Origin of the sequence: Faecalibacterium sp. Marseille-P9312 (assembly GCF_902497445.1) — a bacterium.
In the GTDB taxonomy this organism is placed as follows: Bacteria; Bacillota; Clostridia; order Oscillospirales; family Ruminococcaceae; genus Faecalibacterium; species Faecalibacterium longum.
In genome coordinates this window covers 40,195-66,366 of record NZ_CABVEW010000003.1, presented here as the reverse complement: position 1 = coordinate 66,366, position 26,172 = coordinate 40,195, and the positions used below count along the sequence as shown (strand labels likewise).

Here is a 26,172-nt window from a genome sequence, read left to right as displayed (position 1 = left end):
CTATGTTTGATAATAATAAATTAGGTGAGATTCGTCCTAATCAGTTGATAACTACATTTGGTCCAGGTTCTATTGTGGATGCCGTGAAAGATTCCGTCACGGTTCTGGACTTGAACTATTGGAAGGAAAAAGGAAAGAAAATTATAGATGGCAGATTGGCCTCATATCTGGGCGTTGACTGCTTTTATATGCCACGGACTTCTTATAGTGGAGATATTCCTGTGGTCTCATTCCCTTATATGCATGTTTGTTCCAATGTGAAATGTGGGAGAATATTTGATTTAAGAGAGAATTTTGACCTAGATCGATATCTGAAGTTTGGTGTAACTTGTCCGGAATGTCATAGACAGGCTTATCCTTCTCGTTTTATTACTATTTGTGAGAACGGCCATATGGATGATTTCCCTTGGAGCTGGTGGGTTCACGGTGGTAATACAACCTGCAAAGGTACGATGAGGATGTATTCAACTGGCAATACATCAACGCTTGCAGATATGTGGGTTGAATGTTCCTGTGGGGCACGACGGAGTATGAGCGGCGCAACGCAGCATGAGAATTTCGAAGGTATGAAATGTTCCGGACATCATCCGTTCCGGCCAAATCATAAAAATGAAAAATGCGATAAGGAAATGATTCCTTCTCAGCGTGGCGCGTCGAATGTGTATTTTCCAGTAATGAGAAGTGCCATATCCATTCCACCTTGGATCAATCCGCTTTATAACTTGATTGATGAGCATTTGCGAGATATTGAACTGGCTAAGACTCTAATGGGTGACGATGGCGTGGCTAAAATTTACGAGCTCTATTTCGGTGCTTATGCCAAAGATGAATTCGATGCAGCGTTAGAACGCAGGCAACAGAACATCAAGGAATTTACTGAGATTAAGCAGATGGAATATAACGCCATTACGCATCATGCAGATCCAGTTTATGCTTCGAACAAAAAGCACTTCAAGGCTGAAGAGGATCCTCTTCCGGATTATCTGCTCCCGTATTTTAAGAGAGTCATTCGCATTACACGATTAAGAGAAGTGAGAGTGCTGCTTGGCTTCACCCGTGTAGATGCTCCGGATCCAGATGCCGATGAGCAGACAAATATCGTTTATCTAAATAAGGGTAAGACTGAAAAATGGCTTCCTGCTGCAGAAGTGCACGGTGAAGGTGTCTTTATTGAATTTAATAGGGATAGTATTGATGCGTGGTTAAGAGATCCAGAACTGGGAGCACTTTCTCAGAAATATGCGCAGTGTTATAAGGAATTCTGTGAATCTAAAGAATGGACTGTTACCACATTACGAGATGCAAGGTATGTCCTGATGCATACATTCGCACATTTGTTGATTAAGCAGATGTCAATGTCCTCGGGGTACTCTTCATCCGCTATTCGTGAGCGTATTTATTTTGGGGATGATATGTCTGGTGTGTTGCTCTATACTGGAAGTGCCGATAAAGAAGGCTCACTTGGTGGACTTGTAGAATTGGGAAATATTGATCAGCTTATTGTTTTAATGAAAGACGCTTTCCAGGAAGCACTGGTTTGCACAAATGATCCGGAATGCCTTAACAATGTGCCTGCTGGTAATAATTCAAATGGCGCGGCATGCCATTCCTGCTGCATGATCTCAGAAACAGCTTGCGAGAATGGAAATCGCATGTTGGATCGCGGACTAATTGTGCCTATTGACGGAAGAGAAAATCAGTCTTATTTTAAAACTTTGGTGGAAGAACTATGTCAACTGGAAGTATAAGCTTAGATATTTTGTTAAACAAAATTCTCACAGATGCTATATCTGGTGGAAATGAGTCTATTAGAGCCATTCAGAAGAGATATCCATCTCTTTCTGAAAAAGAAGCTCATGAAATTCTTGCTATGGTTTCAGCGACTGCCCAAAGTAACGATGATAGCGCTGAATTAGTTGTTACAGCGCCACCTTCTTTTGCGTTGAAAACAAAACCGACAAAGGTTACCGTAAGAGAAATGCTTATGGGAGCTAGGAAGAGCATTCTGATTACCGGGTATTCCCTCTCGGATTATTTTGCCGAGTTAGTCAATTGTGTAATTCAAAAGAGCCAAGAAGGCGTTCTCGTGAAATTTTTTGTGAATGACATTGAGAGTCAGAAGGCCTTTGACCGTTTATGCTGCTATAAGGGAAAATTTCTGCGAATTTATAACTATCCAAAACAGGAAGATAAAATGTCTGCTCTTCATGCAAAGGTAATTTCTGTTGATCAAACGGATACGCTGATTACATCCGCAAACCTTTCATATCATGGACAGGAAGGAAATATCGAGCTGGGGGCACGAATCCATTCGAAAGAATTGGCTAAACAAGTAGAGGATATATTTACTTCACTGGTATTCAAAAGGATATTTGTTGAACTGTAAGCTTTATGGAGGTGCGTCAATGAATTTAAGCTTGAAACATAAGCTAATGCTGCAATCATTGAGCCCATTGGCTTTTTTGACTATTGTACGCAATTTCAAATTTACCCTCGTCAGCGAACTTGCTGAAAATCAGTCATATTGGGGAGAGTTTATTCGCCTTAATAATGTGCTGATTGTTGTGTTTTTGTTATGTGCTACATGGATTTTAGCAGCAATCATATCTTTTATTTCTTTTACAGTCTTTAGATGGACTGATAAGAAACAAGGGTATCAGCTTTCTTCCTTCGTAGAAAAAGAGGACGCAAGTTTGAATTTTTTTATGACAATGATTATACCGCTTTTGATTGATGATGTGGGAACGATTCAGGGAGCGGTAACATTTCTTATCATTGTGGTTATGATGTGTGCGCTGCTAAGCAAAACACATTTGTACTATGCGAATCCTGTGTTGGCAATTTTAGGATACCGAGTCTATGAGGTTACCTTTAAAAGTAACCCTGACTTTAATAATGAAGTTTGCTTGGCTGTAGTAAAAGGTGGATTTCTAAAAAATCCGAGCACAGTAGAATATAAAGTGATTAATGATACAGTCCTCTACATGAAGGAGATGAACAAATGACCAAGGAAGAAATTCAGGCATCGATTAAGTCGATAATGTTTTCTGGTTCAGTCTGCGGGATTGAAATATATGCCTGCCTGCGCGATGAAAGTGGATATCAAACTAAAAAAATCAGGGCAACAGATAAGTTGCTTTCTAGTACGAAAGATAAGGTGGCGGGCTTTATCAATTGTACCTATCTTGCAGATGATGCAGAATTTGACACATCAGAAAATATTGCAGACAATAAGAAAGAATTTTATGAGATTAGTCTGACAGAGAGTTATAGCCCCTTTGCTTTCCTTGATGATGCTGAAAAGCGTACAGAGTACTACTCGGAAAGTGATAGAAATAAATTGTCTGGATTTCTTTTTAAAATCAATTTGAATGACCAGTACTTTTGGGTTTATCAACATATATACTCTGTATCAAGAATTGATCGAAGTAAAAATGTGATAGCCCTATTTATTGGAGATACATACGATGAAGTCGATAGCGATATTGTGCAGATAGATTCACGAGCAGATATAATAATCTTTTCTTCAAGTGCTGTTACGGCGAAAATGGATCTTATGCAGAGATTCTTTGGATTTGAGCAATACATTCGAGCGGGGGCACAGAAGACGATTGAGATTATTCGCAATCTGGATATTGTAGATAGCCTTGAAAAGTTTGTTGCGTTTGAAAATAAAAGTAAGTTGACAAATGCAAAGAAGTTATTAAAGGCAAAGAATTCGCCTGTTTTGCAGATGAAAAAGAACGATTTGTTAGAGAATCTGAAAAAGCATTCTCGCTACAAAACTATGTTCAAGTTTGAAGAAGATCATATTGTGATTTCTTCACAAAAAGAAGCAGCGGCATTTATTAAAATGTTGAACGATGATATTGTTCGGTCTGAACTTACAGGAAAAGAATATGACAGTTCCAGCAAAATGCTTTTGGGTCCAGTGGGAGCAAGTCAATGACTGACCAATGACAGGAAAATATAGATGAGCGACATAAGAAAGAAGGTTTCTATGTTACAGGTAATGGCAGATATAAAGCCCTATATTATCAACATGACCGCGATGATGACGAAGCGATTTGTAGAGAATGTTCTCAAAAAGGGACAGAAAAATTGAACGGCCGTTTATTGATTTAGGTATGATTAAGCTTAAAATGTAAAAAGGAGGGCCATCATGGAGCTATCAAAAGCAACCAGTGTCAACAGCCGTGCGGAAGAACTGTTTGTTCAGTTGTTCTGTGAGGCGTTCGGTCCAGAAAAGACTGAAAATCTGCAGCTCCAGTATCCCTGCGTGGACATCTATGGACGGCATCGCTATATCGACTTTGCGCTGGAATCTCCCGAATCCAAAATTGCAATTGAGATTGACGGCGAAACCTACCATAACCCAAGCAAGGTGTCTGAGAACAAGTATGCGGATGATCTCCTGAAGCAGAATAGCTTGATTTACGATAACTGGAAAGTATACCGATGGATTTATAGCCAGCTTGAAAAACAACCGGAAAAGGTCAAGGATGAGCTGATTACCTTTTTGGGCAGCAGTCCCATGTTCAAGGCTTTTGAAGCAGATCTTCCGGTTCAGATGGGGCAGACAATGGAGCTGCGGGATTACCAACAGGAGGCTATCGACAACCTGAAGAAGATGCGTGAGGACGGCAAAACCATTGCGCTGCTGTACCATGCAACCGGCGTAGGTAAAACTATCACAGCAGCAACGGATGCCAAGGCAGTGGGCGGACGCACGCTGTTTCTGGTCAACGCCCTGAAGCTGGCATCTCAGGCGAAAGAGACTTTCGCCAAGGTCTGGCCGGAAGCAAGCTTGGGAGAGTACACCGGAAGCCAGAAGGATATGACCCAGACGGTCATTTTTGCCACGGTGCAGAGCATCTCCAAGGATTTGGAAAAATTCTCCCTGACAGATTTTGATTATTTGATCGTGGATGAATGCCACCATGCAGCGGCTAATACTTATCAAAAAATCTTCACCTACTTCCATCCGAAGTTTATTCTGGGCTTGACTGCAACACCGGAGCGCAGTGATGGCGAGGATATGCTGGAGTTGTTCCAGAATGTTGCCCACAAAATGGACCTGAAGACTGCAGTGGAGCGTGGCGTACTGGTGCCGATTCGCTGCATCCGGGTCAAAACCAACATTGATCTAACCGATGTGCGGATCAATGGTATCAAATACAACTCGCAGGATCTGGAAAGTAAGCTGTTCATTCCGGAGCGCAATCAGTTGATTGTTGATACCTATCTGAAGTACGTGAATGGCAAGAAGACTGTGATTTTTTGCGCAAGTGTAGATCATGCGGCGGAGATTGCGAAGTTGCTGCGCGACAATGGTGTGAAAGCAGAGGCTGTTTCCGGGCGTGACCGGGTAGAAATCCGGGATAAGATCCTGAAAGATTACGAAACCGGTTCTACGAATGTTCTTTGTGCCTGTGACTTGCTGAATGAGGGCTGGGATAGTCCTCATACCACAGTGCTGTTCATGGCACGGCCCACAATGTCTAAAACAATCTATATGCAGCAGCTTGGGCGAGGTACCCGCCGCTGTCCGGGAAAAGATGACCTGCCGGTGATTGATTTTGTAGACAACGCCAATATGTTCAATATGCCCTACAGTCTGCATCGGGTGCTGGATATTTCAAAATATCAGCCCATGGCCTATGTGCTGGCCCCGGAGAACAAGCGGAAGCTGGATCAGGACATGCTGTTCAAGGGAGAAAAGCCGGAAGCGTGGCTGGATGTGCCGATTGATGTAGACGACTACGAAATCATCGACCTTTTCAACTGGCAGAACAGCGTCAAGGATATGATCTCGCAGATCGAGTTTGTTCGGATGGTAGATGTGCAATCCGAAACGGTAGATCGTTATATCAAGGATGGAAAAATCAAGCCGGATCTTTCTGTCCCGTTTGGCGACAAGCGGATGTTCCACTATTTCCGCGAAGAAAGTGTCCGAAACATTGCCAAGCAGTACGGCTGGGATCTCATCACGCCGCAAAATATGGCAGATAAGTTCATGAAATTCATTGAAACGATGGATATGAGCTTCTCCTATAAGCCGGTCCTGCTCAAAGCAATTTATGAGTACATGGACAGCAATGGCAGAGTTGCCCTGCCGGATGTGGTGGATTACTTCATTGACTTTTATGAAGACCGCAAGGCGCATGGGATGATTGCGGAAAAGCCCAACAGTATCTACCAAAAGGGTGGCTACACTAAGAAGGATGTGGAGAAGAACATTCTGTCCAATCCGTTCAAGCGTTTTGAAGACATGCGCTTTCTGATGCGCTGCTGCAAAGATGTAGAGACCGTTGAAGTGAATCCCATCATCTTCCGCAAACTGACACGGAAAGACCGGCTGCATATTGTGGATGTCTGCGACAAGAGCCTTGAAAAATATTATGCACGATTCCAAAAGTGACTAAAAAGGGAAGATTATAGTACACATATAGGTGTAAAATGTGAATAAGAGCAGCATTCAAACTGAATTGTGCTGAAAAAACCAATGAAAGGAATGAATCTGAATGGAGAATTTGTCCTTTTTCGATGAGCAGCAAACTATGGAAAACTTGAACGGTGTAAAAGACTCAAAGCACTTGGATGTTGTTAAACTGAATTATGAGTCATGCGAGTCTCTGACATGGCAGGAGCTTTTTTTCGGATATAATAATCTTTGCGCAATCACCTATTCTTCCGGTATTGGTTTTGTGTGTGAACTTTTGGATCGGTTTGAACAGGCAGAGATTATTTTCGGTTGCGAAGATGTTATGGATTACTCCATGCAAAGTGTGATGGCGTACCAGTGCAAGCTGATTGAACGAATGAGAAATAAAGCGTATAAAAAGCTTGCCGAGCGTGTGGAAAATGGAACGTTGCATCTTTTCGTTGCAAGGGATATTCTTTCTCATGAAAAGATCTATTTGCTTTCAGCCAAGGATGGTAGAAAACGCGTGATAATGGGTTCGGCAAATATGTCAGCAGCCGCATTTGAAGGAAGGCAGCGCGAGAATATCTGCTATATGGATGGAGATGAAGCATTTGACTGGTATATGGAGTGTTACCAGACGTTAAAAGAAAAAAGCACGGACGAAATTGGAAAAGATTCGCTTTTGTGTGCCGATGACGGTGAAAATCTGGAAGAACTTCCGATTGCAAAGACAGTTCGAGTAAAAAAGGCTGTTGTGATTCAGCCTGTCTCAGAAGATCAGAAAGAGGAAGTGCGCTTTGCACTTGATGTAAAGGGACTTGCAGCAAAATTCAAACCATGCGTCCCGAAACCGGATAAAAAAGGAAAAATTCTGCTGTCGCCAGATAAAATCAAAATCATCCGAAAGCATGTGATTGAGGCAAAAACATTGGAAAAAGAACAACGCAGTGAGTACCCGCAGCTTGATGTTGAGCCGGATGAAAAGTACGTGACGTTAAATGAACAAAAACTCGATTTGAACCCTCCGAAGGCCGAAGTTGAGAAAGATGTGGAATTGTTCCTGCGTTATATGGATGGATATGAAAAATTCCATGGAGATCATGTTGGAATGCAGTTCCGATACTATGAATTTGCAAACTGGTTTTTCTGCTCTCCATTCATGGCCTGTATGAGGGATATGGCAGTTCGATATAATCAGAACACATTACCTTATCCGGTGTTCGGGCTTGTTTATGGACAAAGCAAAGCAGGAAAAACAAGTTTTCTGGAAACGCTTCTAAAAATGATGATCGGCCAAAAGACAAAGATTTCTGCACCTGATTTTACGCGATCAAGCATTGATAGCCTTAAACAAACGGTGCATGGAGCACCGATTATTGTGGACGATCTGACAAATACAAGATTCAGTCAACATGCGATCGAAACAATCAAGAATGATGATTTTGGGATTGCAGAGCATTTGGTAAACTATCCGGCTGTTGTGATCAGTGCAAATGAAGATGTCAAAGCTGTTGCACCGGAAGTGATTCGCCGGACAGTGATCTGTCGTGTTCAGGCAGGACTGACCAACACAGAAGTGATGAGCAGCAATATTGTGCGTACGGTTCAGCGGGAGGTTGGGACGGCACTTTATCGGGAATATCTGCGACAGATGCTTGAAATTGTTCCGGAATTGCTGGAATTGATGAAAGATGATGAACAGGATGAAGCGCCTGATATTCTGAAAGCATCGTCACAGGTCCTTATGGATATTTTCAAAGAGTATGGGCCGGAAACGCTGCCAGAATATATTCGAGTTTTGAGTCTTGAGGATTATTTCAGTGAGAAAGTAACGGGAAGCTACGCAATAAAAACAATTCAAAATGCATGGAAAACCAGCAAGGATTCATTTGAAATTTATCCCCGAACAAATGAACTCTGCTATAATGCGGGTGCGACATATGAGGCCGACAGAATTTTGAAAGAATTGCCAGAGACATTGGAAGTACGTAAGTCCAGAGACTGCCTGATGATGAATCTGGAAGAGGCGCAGAAGTTCTTTGGTATCACTTTTAAGAAACCGTTATTTCCATGGTTTTCAAAGATTTTTGCATAAAATGCTTTGAAAGAGATGCTTGTTGAACATCACTTTCGATAAAATGAACCTCAGAAGGGAAAAAATATATTTCTGAGGAGGACAAAACAATGTCAAACGGTGATTATGGTTACTTCGGCAAAGGCGATACGGGCTATGCCCAGTACATGACGGCGTTCAACCGCAACTTCGGCGGCTCGTCCGGCGGCGGTGGTGGTGGCGGAAACCACAACAACAATGGCGGTGGCGGCGGGGACGGCAGCGGATGCGGCTGCCTGATCGCTATTGCAGTGGTCGTGGTGCTGATCCTGATCGTCCTGGGTGGCTGAATCAACCCCTGCAGGTGAAACACAGGTTTTGTCTGTGTGGATTTTTGAAGCCGCTTGTAGAAAACGGCGGTCTATGGTAGAATGAAACCAAAGAAAAACAGGAGGGCTTACACATGGTTTTACTGGTTGTGGATACACAGAAAGGTATCGTGGATGAACGCCTGTATGCGTTTGAAAAGTTTGTCAGCAACATCAGGGAAGTGATCCGGACTGCCCGCGAACAGGGAATCGAGGTCGTCTATGTCCAGCATGACGATGGGCCCGGTACAGGCTTTTCCATCGGGGACGATGAATTTGAGGTCTATTCCGAATTTGCACCGCTGCTGACTGAAAGACGGTTCGTCAAAACCGTATGCAGCGCGTTCAAAAAAGAGAGCGGCCTGCTGGAATATCTGACGGAAAAGGGCGAAAAAGATGTGATGGTCTGCGGTATCATGACCGACTTCTGCATCAATGCAACGGTGGAGGCGGGCTTTGAGCATGGCCTGCACATGATCGTTCCTGCCTATGCAAATTCCACGAAGGACAACGAGTATATGACAGGGGAGCAGAGCTACCGCTATTACAATGAATTCCTCTGGCCAGATTGTTATGCCGATTGCGTGCCTATGGAGAAAGCGTTGGAACTGCTCAAAAAGTGAGGAGTTTACAATGATTTCTGAAAAAGTAAAAAATCAGATTCAAGTGGTGCAGGGTGATATTACCAAACTGGACTGTGACGGCATCGTGAATGCGGCCAACCGCAGTCTGCTGGGTGGCGGCGGTGTGGATGGTGCCATCCACCGGGCAGCAGGGCCGGAACTGTTGGCGGAGTGCCGCACGCTGCACGGCTGCCGCACCGGAGAAGCAAAAATCACTAAGGGCTACCGGTTGAAAGCAAAGTATATCATTCATACAGTAGGGCCGATTTATTCCGGCACAGCAGAGGACGCCACGCAGCTGGCGGACTGCTACCGCAATTCGCTGAACCTTGCCAAAGAGCATGACGTCCACAGCATTGCGTTCCCGGCAATTTCGACTGGCGTGTATGGTTACCCGCTGGAAGATGCCACGGAGATTGCAGTCAAAACAGTGGCACAGTGGCTGGAAGCACATGCGGATTACGCAATGCAGGTGATTTTCTGCTGCTTCGATGCCCGGACGGAGCGGGTGTATCAGGCAAGAACTCTGCAACAGCGAAAGCGGCAGGATGGTCGTGGAACTGTATCTTGGTAAACAGGATGGGCATGGCTCCCGAATCCTGTACTGAAAATGGAGTAAAGATTGAAATACAGAGAAATCGCAGATGGCATTTTTGTTGACCGTCCCAACCGCTTTATTGCCCATGTGGAAGTGAATGGAGCGGTGGAAACCGTCCATGTCAAGAACACCGGGCGGTGCAGGGAACTGCTGCTGCCCGGCACGGCGGTTCGGCTGGAAGTGTCGGACAACCCGAAACGCAAAACAAAATACGACCTTGTGGCGGTACACAAGCAAGGTCTTGGCTGGATCAATATGGACAGTCAGGCACCCAATAAGGTGGTAGGGGAGTGGCTTGCAAAACAGGGCTACGACTATATCAAGCCGGAATTCACCTATGGGAAGTCCCGCATCGACTTTTACATGGAAAAGGGTGAGCAAAAGTATCTGATGGAAGTCAAGGGCTGCACACTGGAAGTGGACGGTATCGGCTATTTCCCGGATGCACCCACCGAGCGGGGTGTGAAGCACCTGCACGAGCTGGCACAGGCACAACGGAAGGGATATCAATGCGCTGTGGCCTTTGTGATTCAGATGGAAGGCATCACCGAGGTGCGGCCAAATGTCAGCACACAGCCGGAGTTTGGCACGGCACTGGCCGAAGCAAAGGCTGCAGGTGTGCAAGTGCTGTTTTTGCTCTGCCGTGTGGGGCGTGACAGCTTGGAAATCGTGGAGCAGAGGGAAGGCTGAAAAAATTTTCAGAAAACCTCTTGACCCTGACGCAGCGTCATAGCGTATACTGTGGCTGTCGCAAGGGAGGACAGCAAGATGATGACAGTGAACGAAGTGAGCAAGCGGACCGGAGTGAGCATCCGGACCCTGCAATATTACGATAAAATCGGTCTGCTGCGTGCGGCGGGCCGTACCGAAGCAGGCTATCGGCTGTATGACGATGCCGCGCTGGAACGTTTGCAGCAGATCTTATTGTTCCGGGAACTGGAATTTCCACTGAAGGACATCCAGAAAATCGTGGAGAATCCTGCTTTTGACCGGCAGAAAGCACTGGAACAGCAGATTACACTTCTGACATTGAAAAAGCAGCATCTTGAAGATCTGATCGGCCTTGCGCAGAAAATTCGAACCACAGGAGGAAAGGTTATGGACTTTACCGCATTTGATACGCAGAAGATCAAAAAGTATACCGAGCAGGCCAAAAAGGAATGGGGCGAAACGCCGGAATACAAAGAGTTTGAGAAAAAAACTGCCCATAAGACCGAGAAAGAAGTCAAGGACATGAGCAGTCAACTGATGGACATCGTGGCGGCATTCGGCGGGATGCAGGGCAAAGACCCAGCGGACCCTGAAGTGCAGGCACAGGTGAAGAAGCTGCAGGAGTTTATCACAGAGCACTACTACAACTGTTCCAAGGTGATCTTGAATCAGCTGGGGCAGATGTATGGGGCAGGCGGAGCATTTACGGAAAACATCAATGCTGCCGGCGGTGCCGGTGCCGCAGAATTTGCGCAGAAAGCCATTGAGATTTATTGCAAGTGAGCCCAAAAACGCTTTGCGTGATTCAGTCACAGAAATCATAAATAGGAAATGTTATCATATAGACACAAGAAACACACCGATAACATTCCGATGGAGGATTTCGATATGAAGGCAAAGTTTTACATCTGCAATCACTGCGGCAACCTCGTCACTACTATCCATAACGCAGGCGTTCCGCTGGTCTGCTGCGGGGAGAAAATGAAAGAGCTGGTTCCCAATACGGTGGAAGCCAGCGGCGAGAAGCATCTGCCGGTGGCAGAGCTTTCCGGCAGTCGTCTCACGGTCACAGTGGGCGCGGTGGAGCACCCCATGGCGGATGTTCACTATATTCAGTGGATCTTCGTGGAGACTGAGAACGGCGGGCAGATCCGCTATCTGAATCCGGGGCAGGCTCCCAGCACTGTTTTTGAACTGGGAAGTGAAAAGCCGGTGGCTGTTTACGCATACTGCAACCTGCATGGGCTCTGGATGACGAAACTCTGATACAATCAATGCAAACAGGGAGTGATTTGATGTCACTCCCTGTTTTTTGATGAGAACTTTATGCGGTTCTTTTGGTTCGGAACTGTGTATAAATGGGATGGATAAAATGAGCAGGCACACTATATGCGTTTGTTAAACGCTGACAGCGTTCAATTTTTTGCGTGGAATCGTGAAAATGAGACCTGTGAAAAACGTAGAAAAACGGACTATTTGCTGAACGGAGATGCACCGCATAACAACCATCTGAGGGAAAGACTGACGTTTCTTGCACAGGAATTAGAAAAGATTACGGCGGACCTCCCGGTATGGGGATAGGAAAAAGCAGAATCCTCTTTTTCAATGCCCAAAAGCGTGGTAGAATAGGTAAAAGATTCAGTGTCTGAAAAACGGAGCGCGCAACAATGAAGATTCTGGTCAGCGCCTGCCTGCTGGGCGAAAACTGCAAATACAGCGGCGGAAACAATTACAATCAGGTGGTTTGCGATTTTGCGCGGGGGCATCAGGTGGTTCCGGTCTGCCCGGAGGTTTTGGGCGGCTTGCCCACACCGCGGTGCCCGGCGGAAATCGTGCAGGGCGTTGTCACGAACAAAGAGGGCATCAATGTGGACCGGGAGTTCCGAGCGGGTGCAGCGAAAGCCCTTGCCATTGCAAAAGAAAATGGGGTGGAGCTCGCCATCCTGCAATCCCGCAGTCCCAGCTGCGGCGTGAAGGAAATCTACGACGGAACGTTTTCCGGGACAAAAATCTCCGGACGGGGTGTTTTTGCCAAGATGCTGATGGACGAAGGCATCCGTGTTCTGGATGCCGGGGAATTGCCTAAAATTATCTTGAAAAATGAGGACGGAAAATGTCAATCAGACTGATTTGCAGCGATATTGACGGTACGCTGCTGCAATACGGCAGGAAAGAGCTGGAAGGCGAGATCCTTGAACAGATACGGGAGCTGCATCGGCGCGGTATTTTGTTCTGCCCGGCATCCGGCCGGCAGTATACCAGCCTGCGCAAGCTCTTTGCACCGGTGGCAGACTGCTGTGTGTTTCTTTGTGAGAACGGCGGCGTGATCTATAAAGACGAACAGTGCATCGCCAAGAACCCGATGCCCCGTGCACTGGCCGAAGAAATTGCCAATGACCTGTGGACCCGCAGCGATGGGCAGGGCGAAGTGATGCTTTCCGGCCAGAATACTGCCTACCTGATGGAGCGGGGCATGGGAATGCTCCAGCGCATCCAGTTCATCGGGAACAACTATCAGATCATTCATGCCCCGTCTGAGGTGCCGGAGGAGATCACAAAAGTATCGGTGTATCTGCACGAAGGCGTAGAATCTTACACGGAACGGTTTGTCCCACGATGGAAAGAGGCGAACTGCGCTGTGGCAGGGCCGTACTGGATCGACACCACCTTTGCCAACAAGGGCATCGGTGTGCGCAGCATCTGCAGGACACTGGGCATTGACCCTGCGGATGTCATGGCTTTTGGCGACAATTATAACGATGTGTCGATGCTGGACATTGTGGGTGTGCCCTACATTATGGATGGTGCCGCCGCACCGCTGCGGGAAAAGTACCCGAACCATACACCCCGCCCAGAGGATGTGCTGCGGGAGTTCTTGAAGCAGAGCTGAATTTTGCACGCATGTGTGCAAAATTCAAAATGATACGATATAAGGAAATATTTTGACATGACGAAAGTGCTTTTTATCTGCCACGGCAACATTTGCCGCAGCCCAATGGCCGAATTTGTAATGAAAGACTTGGTGGCCAAAGCCGGGCTTTCTGATAAATTTGAAATCGCATCCGCGGCCACCAGCACCGAGGAGATCGGCAACCCGGTCTATCCGCCCGCCCGGCGGAAGCTGGCCGAGCACGGCATCTCCTGCGCGGGCAAGACGGCCCGGCAGATGACCCGGCGGGATTACGAAACCTACGATTATCTGATCGCCATGGATCACAACAACCTGCGCAATATGGCGCGCTTTGTGGGCGGCGACCCGGAGCATAAAGTGTCTCTGCTGATGGATCACACCCGCCGCCCCGGCGATGTGGCCGACCCATGGTATACCGGGGACTTTGAAGCTACCTGGCAGGATGTGCTGGAAGGCTGCACGGCTCTGCTGGAAGAACTGCGCTGACAGGAGAATTTTATGACAGAGCGTTATTGTGAGGGTGAACGGTTTGCTGACCTGTCGTTCACCGAGGAGGCTTTTGAGGATTGCGACTTTACCGACTGCGTGTTTGTGGATTGCTCCTTTACAAAATGCGGGCTGGACCATACCACGCTGAATGAGTGCAAATTCGTGCGGTGTGAGATCACCGGGCTGCGGAGCGTGTCTTCCTCGGTGCAGTCGCTGGATTTTGAGGACTGCCGCCTGAATGAAATCGAGTGGGCACCGCTGATGTCCAATGGTGTCTTCCCAGACCCCATTCACACGCTGAAAGAGTGCAGTCTGAAATATAACACCTTCACCGAAATGAACTTCAACCGCTTCAACTTTTCAGACGGAAACGAGATCGTTGGCTCTATGTTTGCCAAATGCGAGATGCAGTTGGCGAATTTCAAGGGCGTGGAACTTCACGAAACGGAATTCTACCAGTGTGACCTGCGCAAGGCGGATTTCCGGGATGCCGCCGGTTATAAGGTGGACATTCTGGGCAGCCGCCTGAAGGATGCGAAATTTTCGCTGCCGGAAGCGGTGAATCTGCTGGCAGATTTGAAGATCAAGCTGTCGTAAGAAGGAGAAAAAATGCGTCAACTCATCATTGCCCGAAAAGATCTGCAGATGTCTCCCGGTAAGCTGGCGGCGCAGTGCTGCCATGCTTCGCTGGCATTCCTCACCGACCCCATCGGTATGGGACAGGGCGTGGAACCCATCGAGAAAGACGGAGAAATTACCGGCTATCGGGCAGAAATCATGTTGGAGAAAGCAACCTATGAAGAATGGTTCGATGGCTCTTTTACCAAAACTATCTGCGGGGCAAAGAACCGCAATCAACTGCTGAAAGCAAAGACCATTGCCGAAGAACTGGGCCTTGTGGAAAACAAAGACTTCTTCCTTATCCGGGATGCCTGCCACACCGAGCTGGAGCCGGAAGAATTTGATGAAAACGGAGAAGGCATGACCCTGACCTGCATCGGTTTCCGCCCGCTGCCGGATGAAATTGCACATCAGATCAGCCATAAATTTCATTTGTATTGATTCCTGATTTACGGAATACGAAAGAAAGTCCCGGCCATTCTCCTGTGATTTGCAGGAAAATGGTCGGGATAGAACTCCTTTATTTTATAAGCATTTTCCGCAATCGCTGCAGCCGTTGCAGATCAACTTGCTGCCGCAGGTCTCGCAGTTTGCGCGGAAATGAGGCACATAGAGATCTTCCTGCGGGATGGGGTAGCCCCAGTCGTCCACGAGGTCAAAATGAATGGGCCTGCCCTGAAAATTCATGCCGGATTTATAAGCCATTCGGCTTTGCAGCTGCTTGCTGGGCAGGTGGTAGCGCCTGCCGTCTTTGATGAACACAGTGCCAGTCTCGATAAAGCAGAAGGTCACGTTGGCATCCACGCATTCCTGCCGGAGAGACTTGACCCAATCAAAATTGCAGGGGCGGGCACCATCATAGTTTTCGCCGCCGCAGATAACCTGCTCGATCTGCCCGGCGGTAAGGTACTGCCGGATACTCACCGGTCCGATGAAGGGTGCGCACATAATGCCCTTGTGCTTGAAGGGCAGGTCAAACAGAATGGGAATGCGCTCATCGGCGCGGCGCTGATTTTCACAGGTGACGTTGAAAAAGATGTTGTCCCATCCGCTGCCCCAGTCCGGCGGCAGGCACTCCCGTACCCGCTGCGGCCGTTTGGTGAGCAGAAAAAACACCACATCGCTGCGCTGGCGCATGATGTCCCACGCCTCAGCCCGCCACGGGTCGGCTTCTTCCAAGAAGAAATCCGAGGTCATGCAGACCCGGATTTGCTCACCACTCTGGATTTTGTAGTGTCCGGTGCGGTCTTTCTGGAGCGGATAGGAAAAGCCGCTTTTCGTTTTGTAGATCTCGGCTCCGTTCTGGTCCCGCATCCGGTCGAGAAAATACATGTAACAGTTCTGGCAGCCCTCGCTGCACTTGACGCAGCCGTGCCATGGATTCCAGATGTCGTGCAGGAAGCTCACCTTCTTTCTGTACCTATTATTATAATAGCTGCGCGGACAGGAAACAAGAGCACCCCTTGCGCCGCCCCATCGGATGTGATAGGATGAAGAAAACCATGTGAGGGAGGGACCACCATGCCGTTTCTGATGATCCGTAACGACATCACCAAAGTAGCGGCGGATGCCATTGTCAACCCGGCCAACCGGAACCTTTTGCAGGGCAGCGGCACCAGCCGTGCCATCTATCAGGCGGCAGGGGAGCAGGAGCTGACCGCCGCCTGCGAAGCCATCGGCCGTTGCGATTTGGGCAGAGCCGTGTGTACTCCGGCATTCGGGCTGCCCGCAAAGTATATCTTCCATGCGGTCTGCCCGGCATGGCACGGTGGATTTTTTGGCGAAGCAAAACAACTGGCTGGTGCGTACTATTCTGCACTGGAATTAGCCGCAGAATACCACTGCGAGAGCGTGGCTTTTCCGCTGCTGTCCAGCGGAAACTATGGCTACCCCAAAGAACAGGCCTTCCGCATTGCGGTGGACACCATCACGCAGTACGTTATGGAGCACGACCTGACCGTGTATCTGGTGCTCTACGACCGGCACTCGCTGGCGGTGAGCCGGAAGCTGTTCGCCTCGGTGGAGGAGTACATTGACGACCACTATGTAGCACAGAACGATGAAAGCTACGGATTTGACCGTCGGCGCAGAGAATACGTGGAACGCTGGGAAGATGCTGCGCTTGCCGACCGGGAGTATCCTGCGCAAGAGTGCGCACCGCCGGTCTTTGCGACTGTGCTGAGGCAGCAGAGTGCCCCCATGGCAGCCCGCAGTCTGGAAAGCCTGATGGACAACCTTGGCGAGAGCTTCACCACCCGGCTGCTGCGGCTCATTGACGAGCGGGGGCTGAAAGACTCCACCGTGTACAAGCAGTCCAACATCTCCCGGCAGCATTTCTCCAAAATTCAGTGCAATCGCGAGTACAACCCTAAAAAGAAAACCGTGCTGGCCTTTGCGGTGGGCCTGCACCTGTCCGAAGATGAAACCATCGACCTGCTCAAAAGCGCAGGCTATGCCTTCTCCGATGGCTCCAAGCGGGACTGGATCGTGCGGTACTGTCTGGAACACAAAATCTATAACATCAATCAGGTCAATACGCTATTGTTTGAATACGATCAGGAACAGCTGGGTGCGTGATTTGTCGCCTGCCCGTTGACCTTTTGCCCTCCGGTTTGTGGTATCCTTTTGCCAACGAAAGCGATACACCACAAAACGGAGGGCATTGTTGTGAAGAAAAATCTTACCGAGCTTGTTTTCATTCTGGACCGCAGCGGTTCCATGGGCGGGCTGGAGCAGGATACCATCGGCGCAGAGTGGAAAGAACAAATCGAAGTTGATTTCCAGAAGCGGCATCACGGGTAAGGGAGGAAACAGCCATGTTAGGAGCAATCTTGGGTGACATCGTGGGCAGTCCCTATGAATTTGACCACAACAATTACAAGCACAAGGATTTTCCGCTGCTGAGCGAGAAATCGCACTTCACCGATGATACGGTCATGACCGTTGCGGTGGCACGGGGATTGATTGCAGGTAAAGGCATCCCGGAGAGAACATTTGAAGAAACAAAGAGCGAGATGCGCATGTGGGGAGAAACATACCCTCATGCCGGTTACGGCGGGATGTTCCGCCGGTGGCTGCACGCAGAAAATCCGAATCCCTATGGCAGTTTCGGTAACGGCTCGGCTATGCGGGTGTCGGCAGCGGGCTGGCTGTTCGATACGCTGGACAAAACGCTGGAAATGGCAAAAGTGACCGCTGAAGTCACCCACAACCACCCGGAGGGCATCAAAGGCGCGCAGGCCACGGCGGCAGCGATTTTTCTGGCCCGTACCGGCCACAGCAAACCGGAAATCAAACAATATGTGGAGCAGACCTTCGGCTACGATTTGAGCCGTACCTGCGATGAAATTCGGCCGACCTATCATCATGTGGAGACCTGTCAAGAAACTGTGCCGGAAGCAATCATTGCTTTTCTGGAAAGCGTCAGTTTTGAGGATGCACTTCGCAATGCGGTCTCTCTGGGCGGCGACAGCGACACCCTTGCCTGCATCACCGGCGGCATTGCCGAAGCTTTTTACGGGATGCCGCAGGAACTGCGGGACGAGACTTTGAAACGTCTGCCGGAGGATATCCGGGAAGGATATGAGCTGTTTCGGTGGAACATCGGCCAGAGATGAGACATTCGGAGAATCAAGGAGCAGATACAACACACTCGTGATGTGAAGTATCTGCTCCTTGGTTTTTAATAAGACTCGATGAAGGGCGTCTTGCATCGGCCTGAAAAATCCGATATACTGAACCCAGAGAGTATATCGAATTTTTTGGAAAAAGGAGAGAACGGTATGGAACATCTTTATGAAAAGGCACTGGAAAGTGCGGAATATATCAAGACGCACACGAAAAAGCGCCCGAAGATCGCGGTGGTGCTGGGCTCCGGCCTTGGCAAGCTGACCGCGGACTTTACGGACACGGAAGAACTGTCCTACAAGGATATCCCCAACTTCCCGGTATCCACGGTGGCAGGACACAAAGGCGCATTGTTGGCTGGCAAGCTGGGGGACACGGAAGTCTACGCCATGGAAGGCCGCTTCCATTTCTATGAGGGCTACTCCATGAAGGAAGTCTGCTACCCGTTCTATGTGTTCAAGCTGTTGGACGTGGAAAAGGTGGTGTTGACCAACGCCTGCGGCGGCATCAACCGGGAGTTTGCGCCGGGCACCCTGATGCTCATTACCGACTTCATCAACATGATGGGTACGAACCCCCTCATTGGCCCCAACGATGAGCGCTTCGGCCCCCGCTTCCCGGATATGACCGAACCTTACAGTCTGGAACTGCGGAACCTTGCCAAGCAGACCGCCGATGAACTGGGCATTGCCTACAAGGAGGGCGTTTACATGGGCTTTATGGGCCCCTGCTATGAAACGGCGGCTGAAATTCGCGCCTTTGCGGGGATGGGAGCCGATGCCGTGGGCATGAGCACCGTGCCGGAAACCATGGTCTGCAACTACATGGGAATGAAGGTACTGGCCGTCAGCTGCATCACTAACATGGCCACCGGCATCCAGACGGTCAAGCATAGCCACGCCCGCGTGCTGGAGATCGCAAATCAGGCAGGCGATACCCTGTGCCGATGGCTGGGTGCGGTGATTCAGAGAATGGAGTAAAAAAGATGTGCTCTGTGTCAACGAGGTGGAAGCCTGCGCCCTTGCCGGAACCGAGACCTTTGAAGCGGACGCTGTTTTGACCCTGCTGCACGAAAAATACCCGCAGACCCGTCTGCTTCTGACAGCCGGGAGTGCGGGCAGCTACTATCTGGATGCAGAGCGGCGGCTGTTTGTCCCCTGCGAAAAGGTGCAGGCCGTGGATACTACAGCTGCCGGGGACACTTACAGCGGCTATTTTCTGGCGGGCCTTTGCAGCGGCAGTTCAGTAGAGGACGCCATGCGGCTTGCTACCAAAGCAGCCGGAATTGCCGTGCAGCGCAAAGGTGCAGCGGCATCCATCCCGGAAATCAAAGAGTTGAAATGAATGATACAGAAGGCCATGTGGATATTCTGGTCTGCATGGCGGGCACCGGCGGCACGGGTTTTGGCACAGCAAGTTATCTGCGCAGCCGCAACCCGAATCTGCAAGTGGTTCTGGTGCAGCCCCATCCGGACTCCCGCCTGACCCCGGAGCACCCGGATGCGCAGATCATAGATGGCGTTTTGCCGGCGTATGATGTGCCGGAAAGCGCACTTTCCGACTATCTGCGGCCAGACTGGAGCGATGCGTGCATCAATGTCCGCACCGAGGAAGCCTACGAAACGGCCCATGAGGTGCTGCGGGCGGAAGGACTGTTTCTGGGCACATCGGCAGCAGCGGCTTTGCACGCAGCGGTGCAGGTGGGCCGCAGACCGGAGAATCAGGGAAAGAACATCGTGGTCATCGTCCCGGACAACGGCATGAAATATCTGTCTACGCCGATGTACCGGCAGAAATGATAAAAACACGATGATACGACTTAATTTTAAAAAGATTGCATAGGATTTTATAAAAGTATTATTCTTTTATGAATTTTAGCACTCTTCTATTGACACTGCTAATGAACGGTGCTATAACAGTGGCGTGCTCAGGAGGAAGGGCAAAAGGAGAGCCGCTAGGCTCCCCGGAAAGCCCTTCTGAATGGACGCTTCAGATTTTTTGCCCCGACCCGAACGCCGGGATTGGAGGAATGATTTATGCTTATGCCGACTGTTTTCCATGAAAACCTGTTCGATGATTTCTTCGATCCGTTCTGGAATGACGCTGCACTGGAACGTATGATGAACCGTGAGGCTCGTGGTGCCTTTGGTAAGCGTGGTGCAAACATGATGAAGACCGATGTCAAACAGACGGACAATGGCTACGAAGTAGCTGTTGACCTGCCGGGCTGCAAGAAGGAAGACGTTCAGATGGATCTGAACGACGGCTACCTGACCATTCAGGCAGTGCGCAGCCACAGCAACGACGAAAAGGATAAGAAGGGCCGCTATCTGCGGCGCGAATCCTTCTCCGGCACCTGCGCGCGCAGTTTCTACGTGGGCGATGTGAAGAAGGAAGACATCCACGCAAAGTTCGAGGATGGCGTCCTGCACGTCGAGCTGCCTGCTCCTCAGCAGACGAAGGCTTTGCCTGAGAACCCGAATCTGATTGCAATCGAGTAAAACGCCGGTCGTGTGCGCCAAGGCACAACGCACATAAAGTGGCCCCGGAGAGCTGTAACAAGCCCTCCGGGGCCATTTTTGTTTCCCGACATCTTTTCCGCAGCGGCAAGGCGTGGTAGAATAAGGGCAGAACCAATCCACAGGTGAGAAAATCGAACTTCAGAGAGAGGAGATATTTCTATGCAGTCTGATGAGCTGAAACGCCGGATCTCGGCAGGCAGAGGAGATGCTTTGGCCGATCTGGTTTTGAAAAATGCCAGAATCGTCAATGTGTTTACCGATGAGATCGACACCGCTGACATTGCCATCAGCGGAAACCGGATCATGGGTGTGGGTGCGTATCACGGCCAGAAAGAAGTTGATCTGCACGACAAATATGTCTGCCCGGGCCTGATCGATGGGCATATCCACATCGAAAGCTCCATGCTCTGTGGTCCGGCTTTCGAGCAGGCAGTGCTGCCCCACGGTACCACTGCGGTGGTCACAGACCCACACGAGATCTCGAACGTTGCGGGGCTTGAAGGCTTGGACTTCATGCTGGAAACGACAAAAAATCTGACCCTTTCGGTTTATTTCATGCTGCCCTCCTGTGTTCCGGCCACGGATCTGGATGAATCCGGTGCGGTGCTGAACGCAGAACAGCTCCGTCCTTACTATGGCAGTCCCCGCGTGCTGGGGCTTGCGGAGCTGATGAATGCCTACGGGACGGTGCGCTGTGACCCGAAGATCCTGCAGAAGATCCGCGACTGTACCGAAGCGGGAAAGATCGTGGATGGCCATGCGCCGCTCTTGAGCGATAAGGACCTGAATGCTTATATTACGGCAGGCGTTCAGTCCGATCACGAGTGCTCCAACATTGAGGAAGCCATGGAAAAATTCCGGCTCGGACAATATATCATGATCCGGGAAGGAACGGCTGCCAAAAATATGGAGGCCCTGATGCCGCTGTTCCGGGAGCCCTATTGCAGCCGTTGTATGCTGGTGACGGATGATAAGCACCCCGGTGACCTGCTGGACAGCGGCCACATCGATTCCAACATCCGTAAAGCGATCCGGCTGGGCGCGGACCCAGCAGTGGCCGTCAAAATGGCAACGCTGGTTCCGGCACAGTATTTTGGATTAAAGCAGCACGGTGCCGTGGCACCGGGGTATGTTGCCGACCTCATTGTAGTATCGGATTTGGAATCCTTTACGGTCGAACAGGTTTACAAGAATGGCACGCTGGTGGCCGAGCACGGAAAAACGCTGAAACCCGCACCGCTTGACATCGACCATGCGCGCTTTGCACGCGTCATGAACTCGTTCGATTTGGATGAGATCACACTGGAGGATTTGGAACTTCGGGAAAGCGGAGAGCAGGAGCGTGTCATCTGCCTGAACCGGGGCGAGCTGCTTACGGAGGAAAAAATCATCCCGTTCCAACGGCATCCGGGCAAAGCTCCCGGTGTGGACCCGAAACACAACATCGTAAAACTGGCCGTTTTTGAGCGGCATCATCACTCCGGCCATGTGGGCATTGGCTTTTTAGGAAACTTCAGCCTGAAATGCGGAGCTGTTGCATCGAGCATCGCACATGATTCCCATAACCTGATCGTGGCAGGGGACAACGATGCCGACATGATGCTGGCCGGCAACATCGTGCGGAAAAACAAAGGCGGACTTGCGTTTGTGGCAGATGGACAGGTCGTGGCAGAACTTGCGCTTCCGGTGGCCGGATTGATGAGCACCGAAAGCGCAGAGAGCGTTGCGGCGAAAATGCAGGCGCTGAACGATGCCCTCAAGGCACATGGTGTAGCGGAAGATATCGGCATCTTTATGACCCTCGCCTTCGTCAGCCTTCCGGTCATTCCAAAACTCAGACTGAATACATACGGCATCATCGATGTAGCGCAGCAGAAAGTCGTTCCGGCTGTTTTTTAATAGGCGATAACAAAAATACTGCTGGAGATCGACCTGAATGGTCCGTCTCCGGCAACAGAACAGTTCGTTCCTACTCTTAGAAGCGAGCCGCATCAAGAGAAAAATTGACGGAAATTCTTATTTGATAAATCGGGATTTTGGAGGTTATTATGGCTTTTGATTTTAAAAAAGAGTATAAAGAATTCTATATGCCGAAGAACAAACCAGAGATTGTAAATGTACCTAAGGCAAATTATATTGCAGTTAGAGGAAAAGGCAATCCAAATGAAGAAGGCGGAGCATATCAACAAGCAATCAGTGTTCTATATGCTGTTGCATACACATTAAAAATGAGTTACAAGACTGATTATAAAATTGAAGGATTTTTTGAATATGTTGTTCCGCCATTGGAAGGTTTTTGGTGGCAGGATGATGTCGAGAGTGTAGATTATACAAATAAGTCTGCTTTCAGCTGGATTTCTGTTATCCGTTTGCCTGATTTCATTTCTAAAGCTGATTTTGACTGGGCGGTAGAAACAGCAACGAAAAAGAAGAAACTTGATTGTTCGTCAGCAGAGTATCTTACGATTGATGAGGGATTATGCGTTCAAATTATGCATATAGGTTCTTTTGATAATGAGCCAGCAACTGTTGCTCTTATGGATACTTATCTAGAACAAAATGGATATGTTAATGATATTAACAAAGATAGGTTGCACCACGAGATTTATATGTCTGATGCAAGAAAGGTTGCCCCAGAAAAATGGAAAACTGTAATTAGACATCCAATTAAGAAAGCGCAAAGTTCGCGTTTATCAAGGTGAACATTTAAGTATTAAAAACGGGAGTGAAAACAAATGATGACCATTGCACAGATTATGGAAAAGATGATTGCCTTTTCCGAAGGGAATATCCATGACATCACGCACCTGAGCTGCGTGTGGACCTATGCCAAAACCATTGGTGAGCTGGAGGGGCTGGACGCAGACACGCAGTTTATTCTGGAGGTGGCGGCCATCACCCACGATATCGCCTGCCCGCTCTGCCGCAAAAAGTACGGCAACACCAATGGTAAATATCAGGAGCAGGAGGGTGCCCCGCTGGTGCGGGAGTTCTTGGCGGATACCGGCATGACGGCAGAACAGATCGACCGTGTGGCCTATCTGGTAGGGCACCACCATAGCCCGGCGCAGATCGACGGCATTGACTATCAAATTCTGATTGAGGCAGATTATATCGTCAATGCGTCCGAAAGCGGGTACGGCCAGCAGGCAATCCGAACCTTTATGGAACATACGATGAAAACGGCAGCAGGTATCCGGCTGACGAAAACAGTGTTTGGAGTGTAAAAATGATTCAGAAGCATTGCTTTGAATGCGGCACGGCATTGATTGAAAAAGAACTGGAAGAAGAGGACATTGTGCCTTATTGCCCGAAATCCGTCCCAACAGCCTTGCAGCGGAATTTTTGAATGCGTATCTGGACGAAGTGGGGAATAAGCCGATGGAGATGTGATTCGTGGCTGTGCTGCGGGAATTTTGACGGAGAGTATGGAAAAAAGTTGGTTCGGCCTGTTTCGGTTGACTTTTTTATAAAGAATCGGTATATTGATACTATATAGTATCAATAAGTATCAACTGCGAGGTGGACAGAATGGATGGGGCACAGTTTGCCAAAATGCTTTCAGATAAGCATTTGTTTGAACTCAATCGGATGGAATACAAGTACTCGACTGTCAGCGTCAAAGAATTTGCCGAATTGCTGCGGCAAAACTTTGCGCAGCCTCTGCCGTTGACTGATTTTTCTGGAAATAAGCTGTTTTACCTGCCGAACCTCGCGCAAATTTCAACAAATGGTATGAAGCAGTTGCTCTCTGTCCCTGTCAGTGGACAAAACTTCGGTTTGTCGGCGATGACCGAGGAAATTTATGCGACTTTTCAAATTGAAAGTATCCGCTCGACCCGCAGCAGTATCCGTTATATCCTCGATGGTTATGCCCCTCGTGATGAACAAGAAGCCCGCATCTATGGTATGAAGCGCGGACTGGAGTTTATCGCGAATCGTCAGAATAGGATCACCGAGGAGAATCTGCATTACCTGTATCAGATCAGCACAGGGGATTATCTCCCGGATGAAGATCGATTACTGCCAAACCACTTTTATCGGCATGGCGAGGTTTTTATTGTGGGCGGTGAAGAACCCAGACCGGGACTTCCGGCAGAGCGGCTTCCCGGTGCCATGAAATGGCTTGTCGATTTTGCGAATGCCAATGACGGCATCAATGAGCTGCATAAGGCTGCCATTCTGCACTTTGCTTTTGCATACTACCACCCCTATTTTGACGGGAATGGACGCACTGCACGGCTATTCCACCTCTGGTATCTTGTTCAGCAGGGCTATCCTGCGGCACTATTCACGCCGTTTTCCCGATACATCGCTGAAAACAAGGACGCATATTACAAAGCCTACGAATGCGTGGAGAGAAATGCTCTGATTTCCGGCTATACGGATGTGACTCCCTTTCTGTTCTACTTCTGCAATGAGGTCTATAACCGCCTGCAGGTGGATGCAGTCCCGCCGAAAACTGATCTTGAGGTATATCAAACTGCTCTTGCGGAAGGAAAAATCACAGAAAAAGAACGGCTGCTCTGGGAGTATGTTCTGTCTGCTTATGGTGCAGAGGAGTTTACCACAAAGCAGCTGGAAAAGGATTTCCAAAACGCTGCGTATGCAACCATTCGGACGTTTGTGATGAAATTCCATGAGATGGGGCTGCTCACTGCAAGAAAAGCAGGAAACAGGGTGTTCTATCGTGTCGGTGGGACTTCTGACGGTCGGCCATTATAATGAATCCAAAAGGAGAGCGTTATGAAAACGATTCGTGTTGTGGCCGCTGTGATTTGCGACTCCATGCAGGAAAAGCGCAAAATCTACGCTACCGCCCGCGGTTATGGCGACTATAAAGGCCAGTGGGAGTTTCCGGGCGGCAAAATCGAGCCGGGCGAAACCCCGCAGAAGGCTCTGAAGCGGGAAATCGAAGAAGAACTGGACACGGAAATCACCGTGGAGGAGTTAATTGGGACAATCGAGTACGATTATCCGGCGTTTCATCTTTCCATGGACTGCTTCTGGTGTGAAGTGGTTTCCGGCGATCTTGTTCTGAAAGAAGCGGAAGCTGCGCGGTGGCTGACGAAGACTAACTATTAAAAGTCAAGCCCTAAAATGAAAAAATCCGCCAACCATCCGCTGCCCATGACAAACATCATTCAAATGCTGGCCTTGGAGTAGCGAGGGTGACGGAGAGAACAGCAAAGCAAGCCCAGCCAACCCTCGCAAAAACAGAA

General features: G+C 49.0%; 30 protein-coding genes. 29 read left to right on the top strand and 1 reads right to left on the bottom strand.

Annotated elements, in window-relative coordinates; all coding sequences use genetic code 11:
• The first annotated feature begins 2 nt into the window (after nt 1-2).
• The 17 genes from drmB to F3G95_RS02960 all read left to right on the top strand — a co-directional run bounded on the left by drmB (nt 3) and on the right by F3G95_RS02960 (nt 15,242).
• A complete protein-coding gene (gene drmB / locus F3G95_RS03040; RefSeq protein WP_149793763.1) occupies nt 3-1,748 on the top strand; it encodes a DrmB family protein in 1,746 nt (581 codons plus the stop codon).
• Nucleotides 1,730-2,386 (top strand): phospholipase D-like domain-containing protein, encoded by a 657-nt coding sequence (locus F3G95_RS03035; RefSeq protein ID WP_188117502.1) that lies wholly within the window; start codon nt 1,730-1,732, stop codon nt 2,384-2,386. The genes drmB and F3G95_RS03035 overlap by 19 nt, the downstream gene beginning before the upstream one ends.
• Nucleotides 2,387-2,405: 19 nt before the next feature.
• Nucleotides 2,406-3,005: a hypothetical protein gene (locus tag F3G95_RS03030; protein ID WP_149793762.1), complete on the top strand. Its 600-nt coding sequence runs from the start codon at nt 2,406-2,408 to the stop codon at nt 3,003-3,005.
• Entirely contained in the window at nt 3,002-3,949 is a 948-nt protein-coding gene (locus F3G95_RS03025; protein WP_149793761.1) for a DUF4868 domain-containing protein, read from the top strand. The genes F3G95_RS03030 and F3G95_RS03025 overlap by 4 nt, the downstream gene beginning before the upstream one ends.
• Nucleotides 3,950-4,162: 213 nt before the next feature.
• On the top strand, nt 4,163-6,421 hold the full coding sequence (locus tag F3G95_RS03020; protein WP_149793760.1) for a DEAD/DEAH box helicase family protein: 2,259 nt from the start codon (nt 4,163-4,165) through the stop codon (nt 6,419-6,421).
• Between the two features lie 139 nt (nt 6,422-6,560).
• On the top strand, nt 6,561-8,522 hold the full coding sequence (locus F3G95_RS03015) for a phospholipase D family protein (RefSeq protein WP_188117501.1): 1,962 nt from the start codon (nt 6,561-6,563) through the stop codon (nt 8,520-8,522).
• Between the two features lie 89 nt (nt 8,523-8,611).
• A complete protein-coding gene (locus F3G95_RS03010) occupies nt 8,612-8,830 on the top strand; it encodes an HFLK protein (RefSeq protein ID WP_097793250.1) in 219 nt (72 codons plus the stop codon).
• Nucleotides 8,831-8,943: 113 nt separating this feature from the next.
• Nucleotides 8,944-9,471 (top strand): isochorismatase family protein, encoded by a 528-nt coding sequence (locus F3G95_RS03005; RefSeq protein WP_149793758.1) that lies wholly within the window; start codon nt 8,944-8,946, stop codon nt 9,469-9,471.
• A 10-nt stretch (nt 9,472-9,481) separates the two neighbouring features.
• Nucleotides 9,482-10,045: an O-acetyl-ADP-ribose deacetylase gene (locus F3G95_RS03000; protein ID WP_149793757.1), complete on the top strand. Its 564-nt coding sequence runs from the start codon at nt 9,482-9,484 to the stop codon at nt 10,043-10,045.
• Between the two features lie 48 nt (nt 10,046-10,093).
• Complete coding sequence (gene sfsA, locus F3G95_RS02995) at nt 10,094-10,759, top strand: DNA/RNA nuclease SfsA (RefSeq protein WP_149793756.1); 666 nt, start codon at nt 10,094-10,096, stop codon at nt 10,757-10,759.
• 78 nt (nt 10,760-10,837) lie between these two features.
• Entirely contained in the window at nt 10,838-11,563 is a 726-nt protein-coding gene (locus F3G95_RS02990; RefSeq protein ID WP_149793755.1) for a MerR family transcriptional regulator, read from the top strand.
• Nucleotides 11,564-11,668: 105 nt separating this feature from the next.
• Nucleotides 11,669-12,046, top strand: a complete 378-nt coding sequence (locus tag F3G95_RS02985; protein ID WP_149793754.1) for a desulfoferrodoxin family protein — start codon at nt 11,669-11,671, stop codon at nt 12,044-12,046.
• A 401-nt stretch (nt 12,047-12,447) separates the two neighbouring features.
• The gene (locus F3G95_RS02980; protein ID WP_149793753.1) at nt 12,448-12,909 is read left to right on the top strand and encodes a DUF523 domain-containing protein; all 462 of its coding nucleotides are present in this window, start codon (nt 12,448-12,450) and stop codon (nt 12,907-12,909) included.
• Nucleotides 12,894-13,670, top strand: a complete 777-nt coding sequence (locus tag F3G95_RS02975; protein ID WP_149793752.1) for an HAD family hydrolase — start codon at nt 12,894-12,896, stop codon at nt 13,668-13,670. Before F3G95_RS02980 ends, F3G95_RS02975 begins: the two co-directional genes overlap by 16 nt.
• Before the next feature lie 57 nt (nt 13,671-13,727).
• A complete protein-coding gene (locus F3G95_RS02970) occupies nt 13,728-14,177 on the top strand; it encodes a low molecular weight protein-tyrosine-phosphatase (protein ID WP_149793751.1) in 450 nt (149 codons plus the stop codon).
• 12 nt (nt 14,178-14,189) lie between these two features.
• Nucleotides 14,190-14,777, top strand: coding sequence for a pentapeptide repeat-containing protein (locus F3G95_RS02965; protein WP_149793750.1), 588 nt, complete (start codon nt 14,190-14,192; stop codon nt 14,775-14,777).
• A 12-nt stretch (nt 14,778-14,789) separates the two neighbouring features.
• A complete protein-coding gene (locus tag F3G95_RS02960) occupies nt 14,790-15,242 on the top strand; it encodes an aminoacyl-tRNA hydrolase (protein ID WP_005946299.1) in 453 nt (150 codons plus the stop codon).
• 84 nt (nt 15,243-15,326) lie between these two features.
• On the opposite strand, the gene F3G95_RS02955 is transcribed toward F3G95_RS02960, so the two are convergent.
• Nucleotides 15,327-16,208, bottom strand: coding sequence for a DUF5131 family protein (locus tag F3G95_RS02955; RefSeq protein WP_347562900.1), 882 nt, complete (start codon nt 16,206-16,208; stop codon nt 15,327-15,329).
• 114 nt (nt 16,209-16,322) lie between these two features.
• On the opposite strand from F3G95_RS02955, the gene F3G95_RS02950 reads away from it, so the two are divergent.
• The 12 genes from F3G95_RS02950 (at nt 16,323) to F3G95_RS02895 (ending at nt 26,035) form a co-directional block, all read left to right on the top strand.
• Nucleotides 16,323-17,378, top strand: coding sequence for a macro domain-containing protein (locus F3G95_RS02950; protein ID WP_149793749.1), 1,056 nt, complete (start codon nt 16,323-16,325; stop codon nt 17,376-17,378).
• A 90-nt stretch (nt 17,379-17,468) separates the two neighbouring features.
• On the top strand, nt 17,469-17,603 hold the full coding sequence (locus F3G95_RS14030; protein WP_279240231.1) for a hypothetical protein: 135 nt from the start codon (nt 17,469-17,471) through the stop codon (nt 17,601-17,603).
• A gap of 14 nt (nt 17,604-17,617) precedes the next feature.
• The gene (locus F3G95_RS02945; protein ID WP_149793748.1) at nt 17,618-18,418 is read left to right on the top strand and encodes an ADP-ribosylglycohydrolase family protein; all 801 of its coding nucleotides are present in this window, start codon (nt 17,618-17,620) and stop codon (nt 18,416-18,418) included.
• Between the two features lie 165 nt (nt 18,419-18,583).
• Entirely contained in the window at nt 18,584-19,408 is an 825-nt protein-coding gene (locus F3G95_RS02940) for a purine-nucleoside phosphorylase (RefSeq protein WP_015563802.1), read from the top strand.
• Nucleotides 19,409-19,415: 7 nt separating this feature from the next.
• Nucleotides 19,416-19,772, top strand: a complete 357-nt coding sequence (locus F3G95_RS02935; protein ID WP_149793747.1) for a PfkB family carbohydrate kinase — start codon at nt 19,416-19,418, stop codon at nt 19,770-19,772.
• Nucleotides 19,769-20,227 (top strand): pyridoxal-phosphate dependent enzyme, encoded by a 459-nt coding sequence (locus F3G95_RS02930; RefSeq protein WP_015563803.1) that lies wholly within the window; start codon nt 19,769-19,771, stop codon nt 20,225-20,227. The genes F3G95_RS02935 and F3G95_RS02930 overlap by 4 nt, the downstream gene beginning before the upstream one ends.
• Nucleotides 20,228-20,464: 237 nt before the next feature.
• The gene (locus F3G95_RS02925) at nt 20,465-20,929 is read left to right on the top strand and encodes an Hsp20/alpha crystallin family protein (protein ID WP_149793746.1); all 465 of its coding nucleotides are present in this window, start codon (nt 20,465-20,467) and stop codon (nt 20,927-20,929) included.
• A 180-nt stretch (nt 20,930-21,109) separates the two neighbouring features.
• Nucleotides 21,110-22,849 carry an adenine deaminase gene (gene ade / locus F3G95_RS02920; RefSeq protein ID WP_149793745.1) on the top strand — a complete coding sequence of 580 codons (1,740 nt, stop codon included), beginning with the start codon at nt 21,110-21,112 and terminating at the stop codon, nt 22,847-22,849.
• Nucleotides 22,850-22,998: 149 nt separating this feature from the next.
• Entirely contained in the window at nt 22,999-23,652 is a 654-nt protein-coding gene (locus F3G95_RS02915) for a GyrI-like domain-containing protein (protein ID WP_149793744.1), read from the top strand.
• A 33-nt stretch (nt 23,653-23,685) separates the two neighbouring features.
• The gene (locus tag F3G95_RS02910; RefSeq protein WP_097778870.1) at nt 23,686-24,177 is read left to right on the top strand and encodes an HD domain-containing protein; all 492 of its coding nucleotides are present in this window, start codon (nt 23,686-23,688) and stop codon (nt 24,175-24,177) included.
• Nucleotides 24,178-24,481: 304 nt separating this feature from the next.
• Nucleotides 24,482-25,675, top strand: coding sequence for a Fic family protein (locus tag F3G95_RS02900; RefSeq protein WP_149793743.1), 1,194 nt, complete (start codon nt 24,482-24,484; stop codon nt 25,673-25,675).
• Nucleotides 25,676-25,696: 21 nt separating this feature from the next.
• On the top strand, nt 25,697-26,035 hold the full coding sequence (locus F3G95_RS02895; protein WP_149793742.1) for a (deoxy)nucleoside triphosphate pyrophosphohydrolase: 339 nt from the start codon (nt 25,697-25,699) through the stop codon (nt 26,033-26,035).
• The last annotated feature ends 137 nt before the right edge of the window (nt 26,036-26,172 follow it).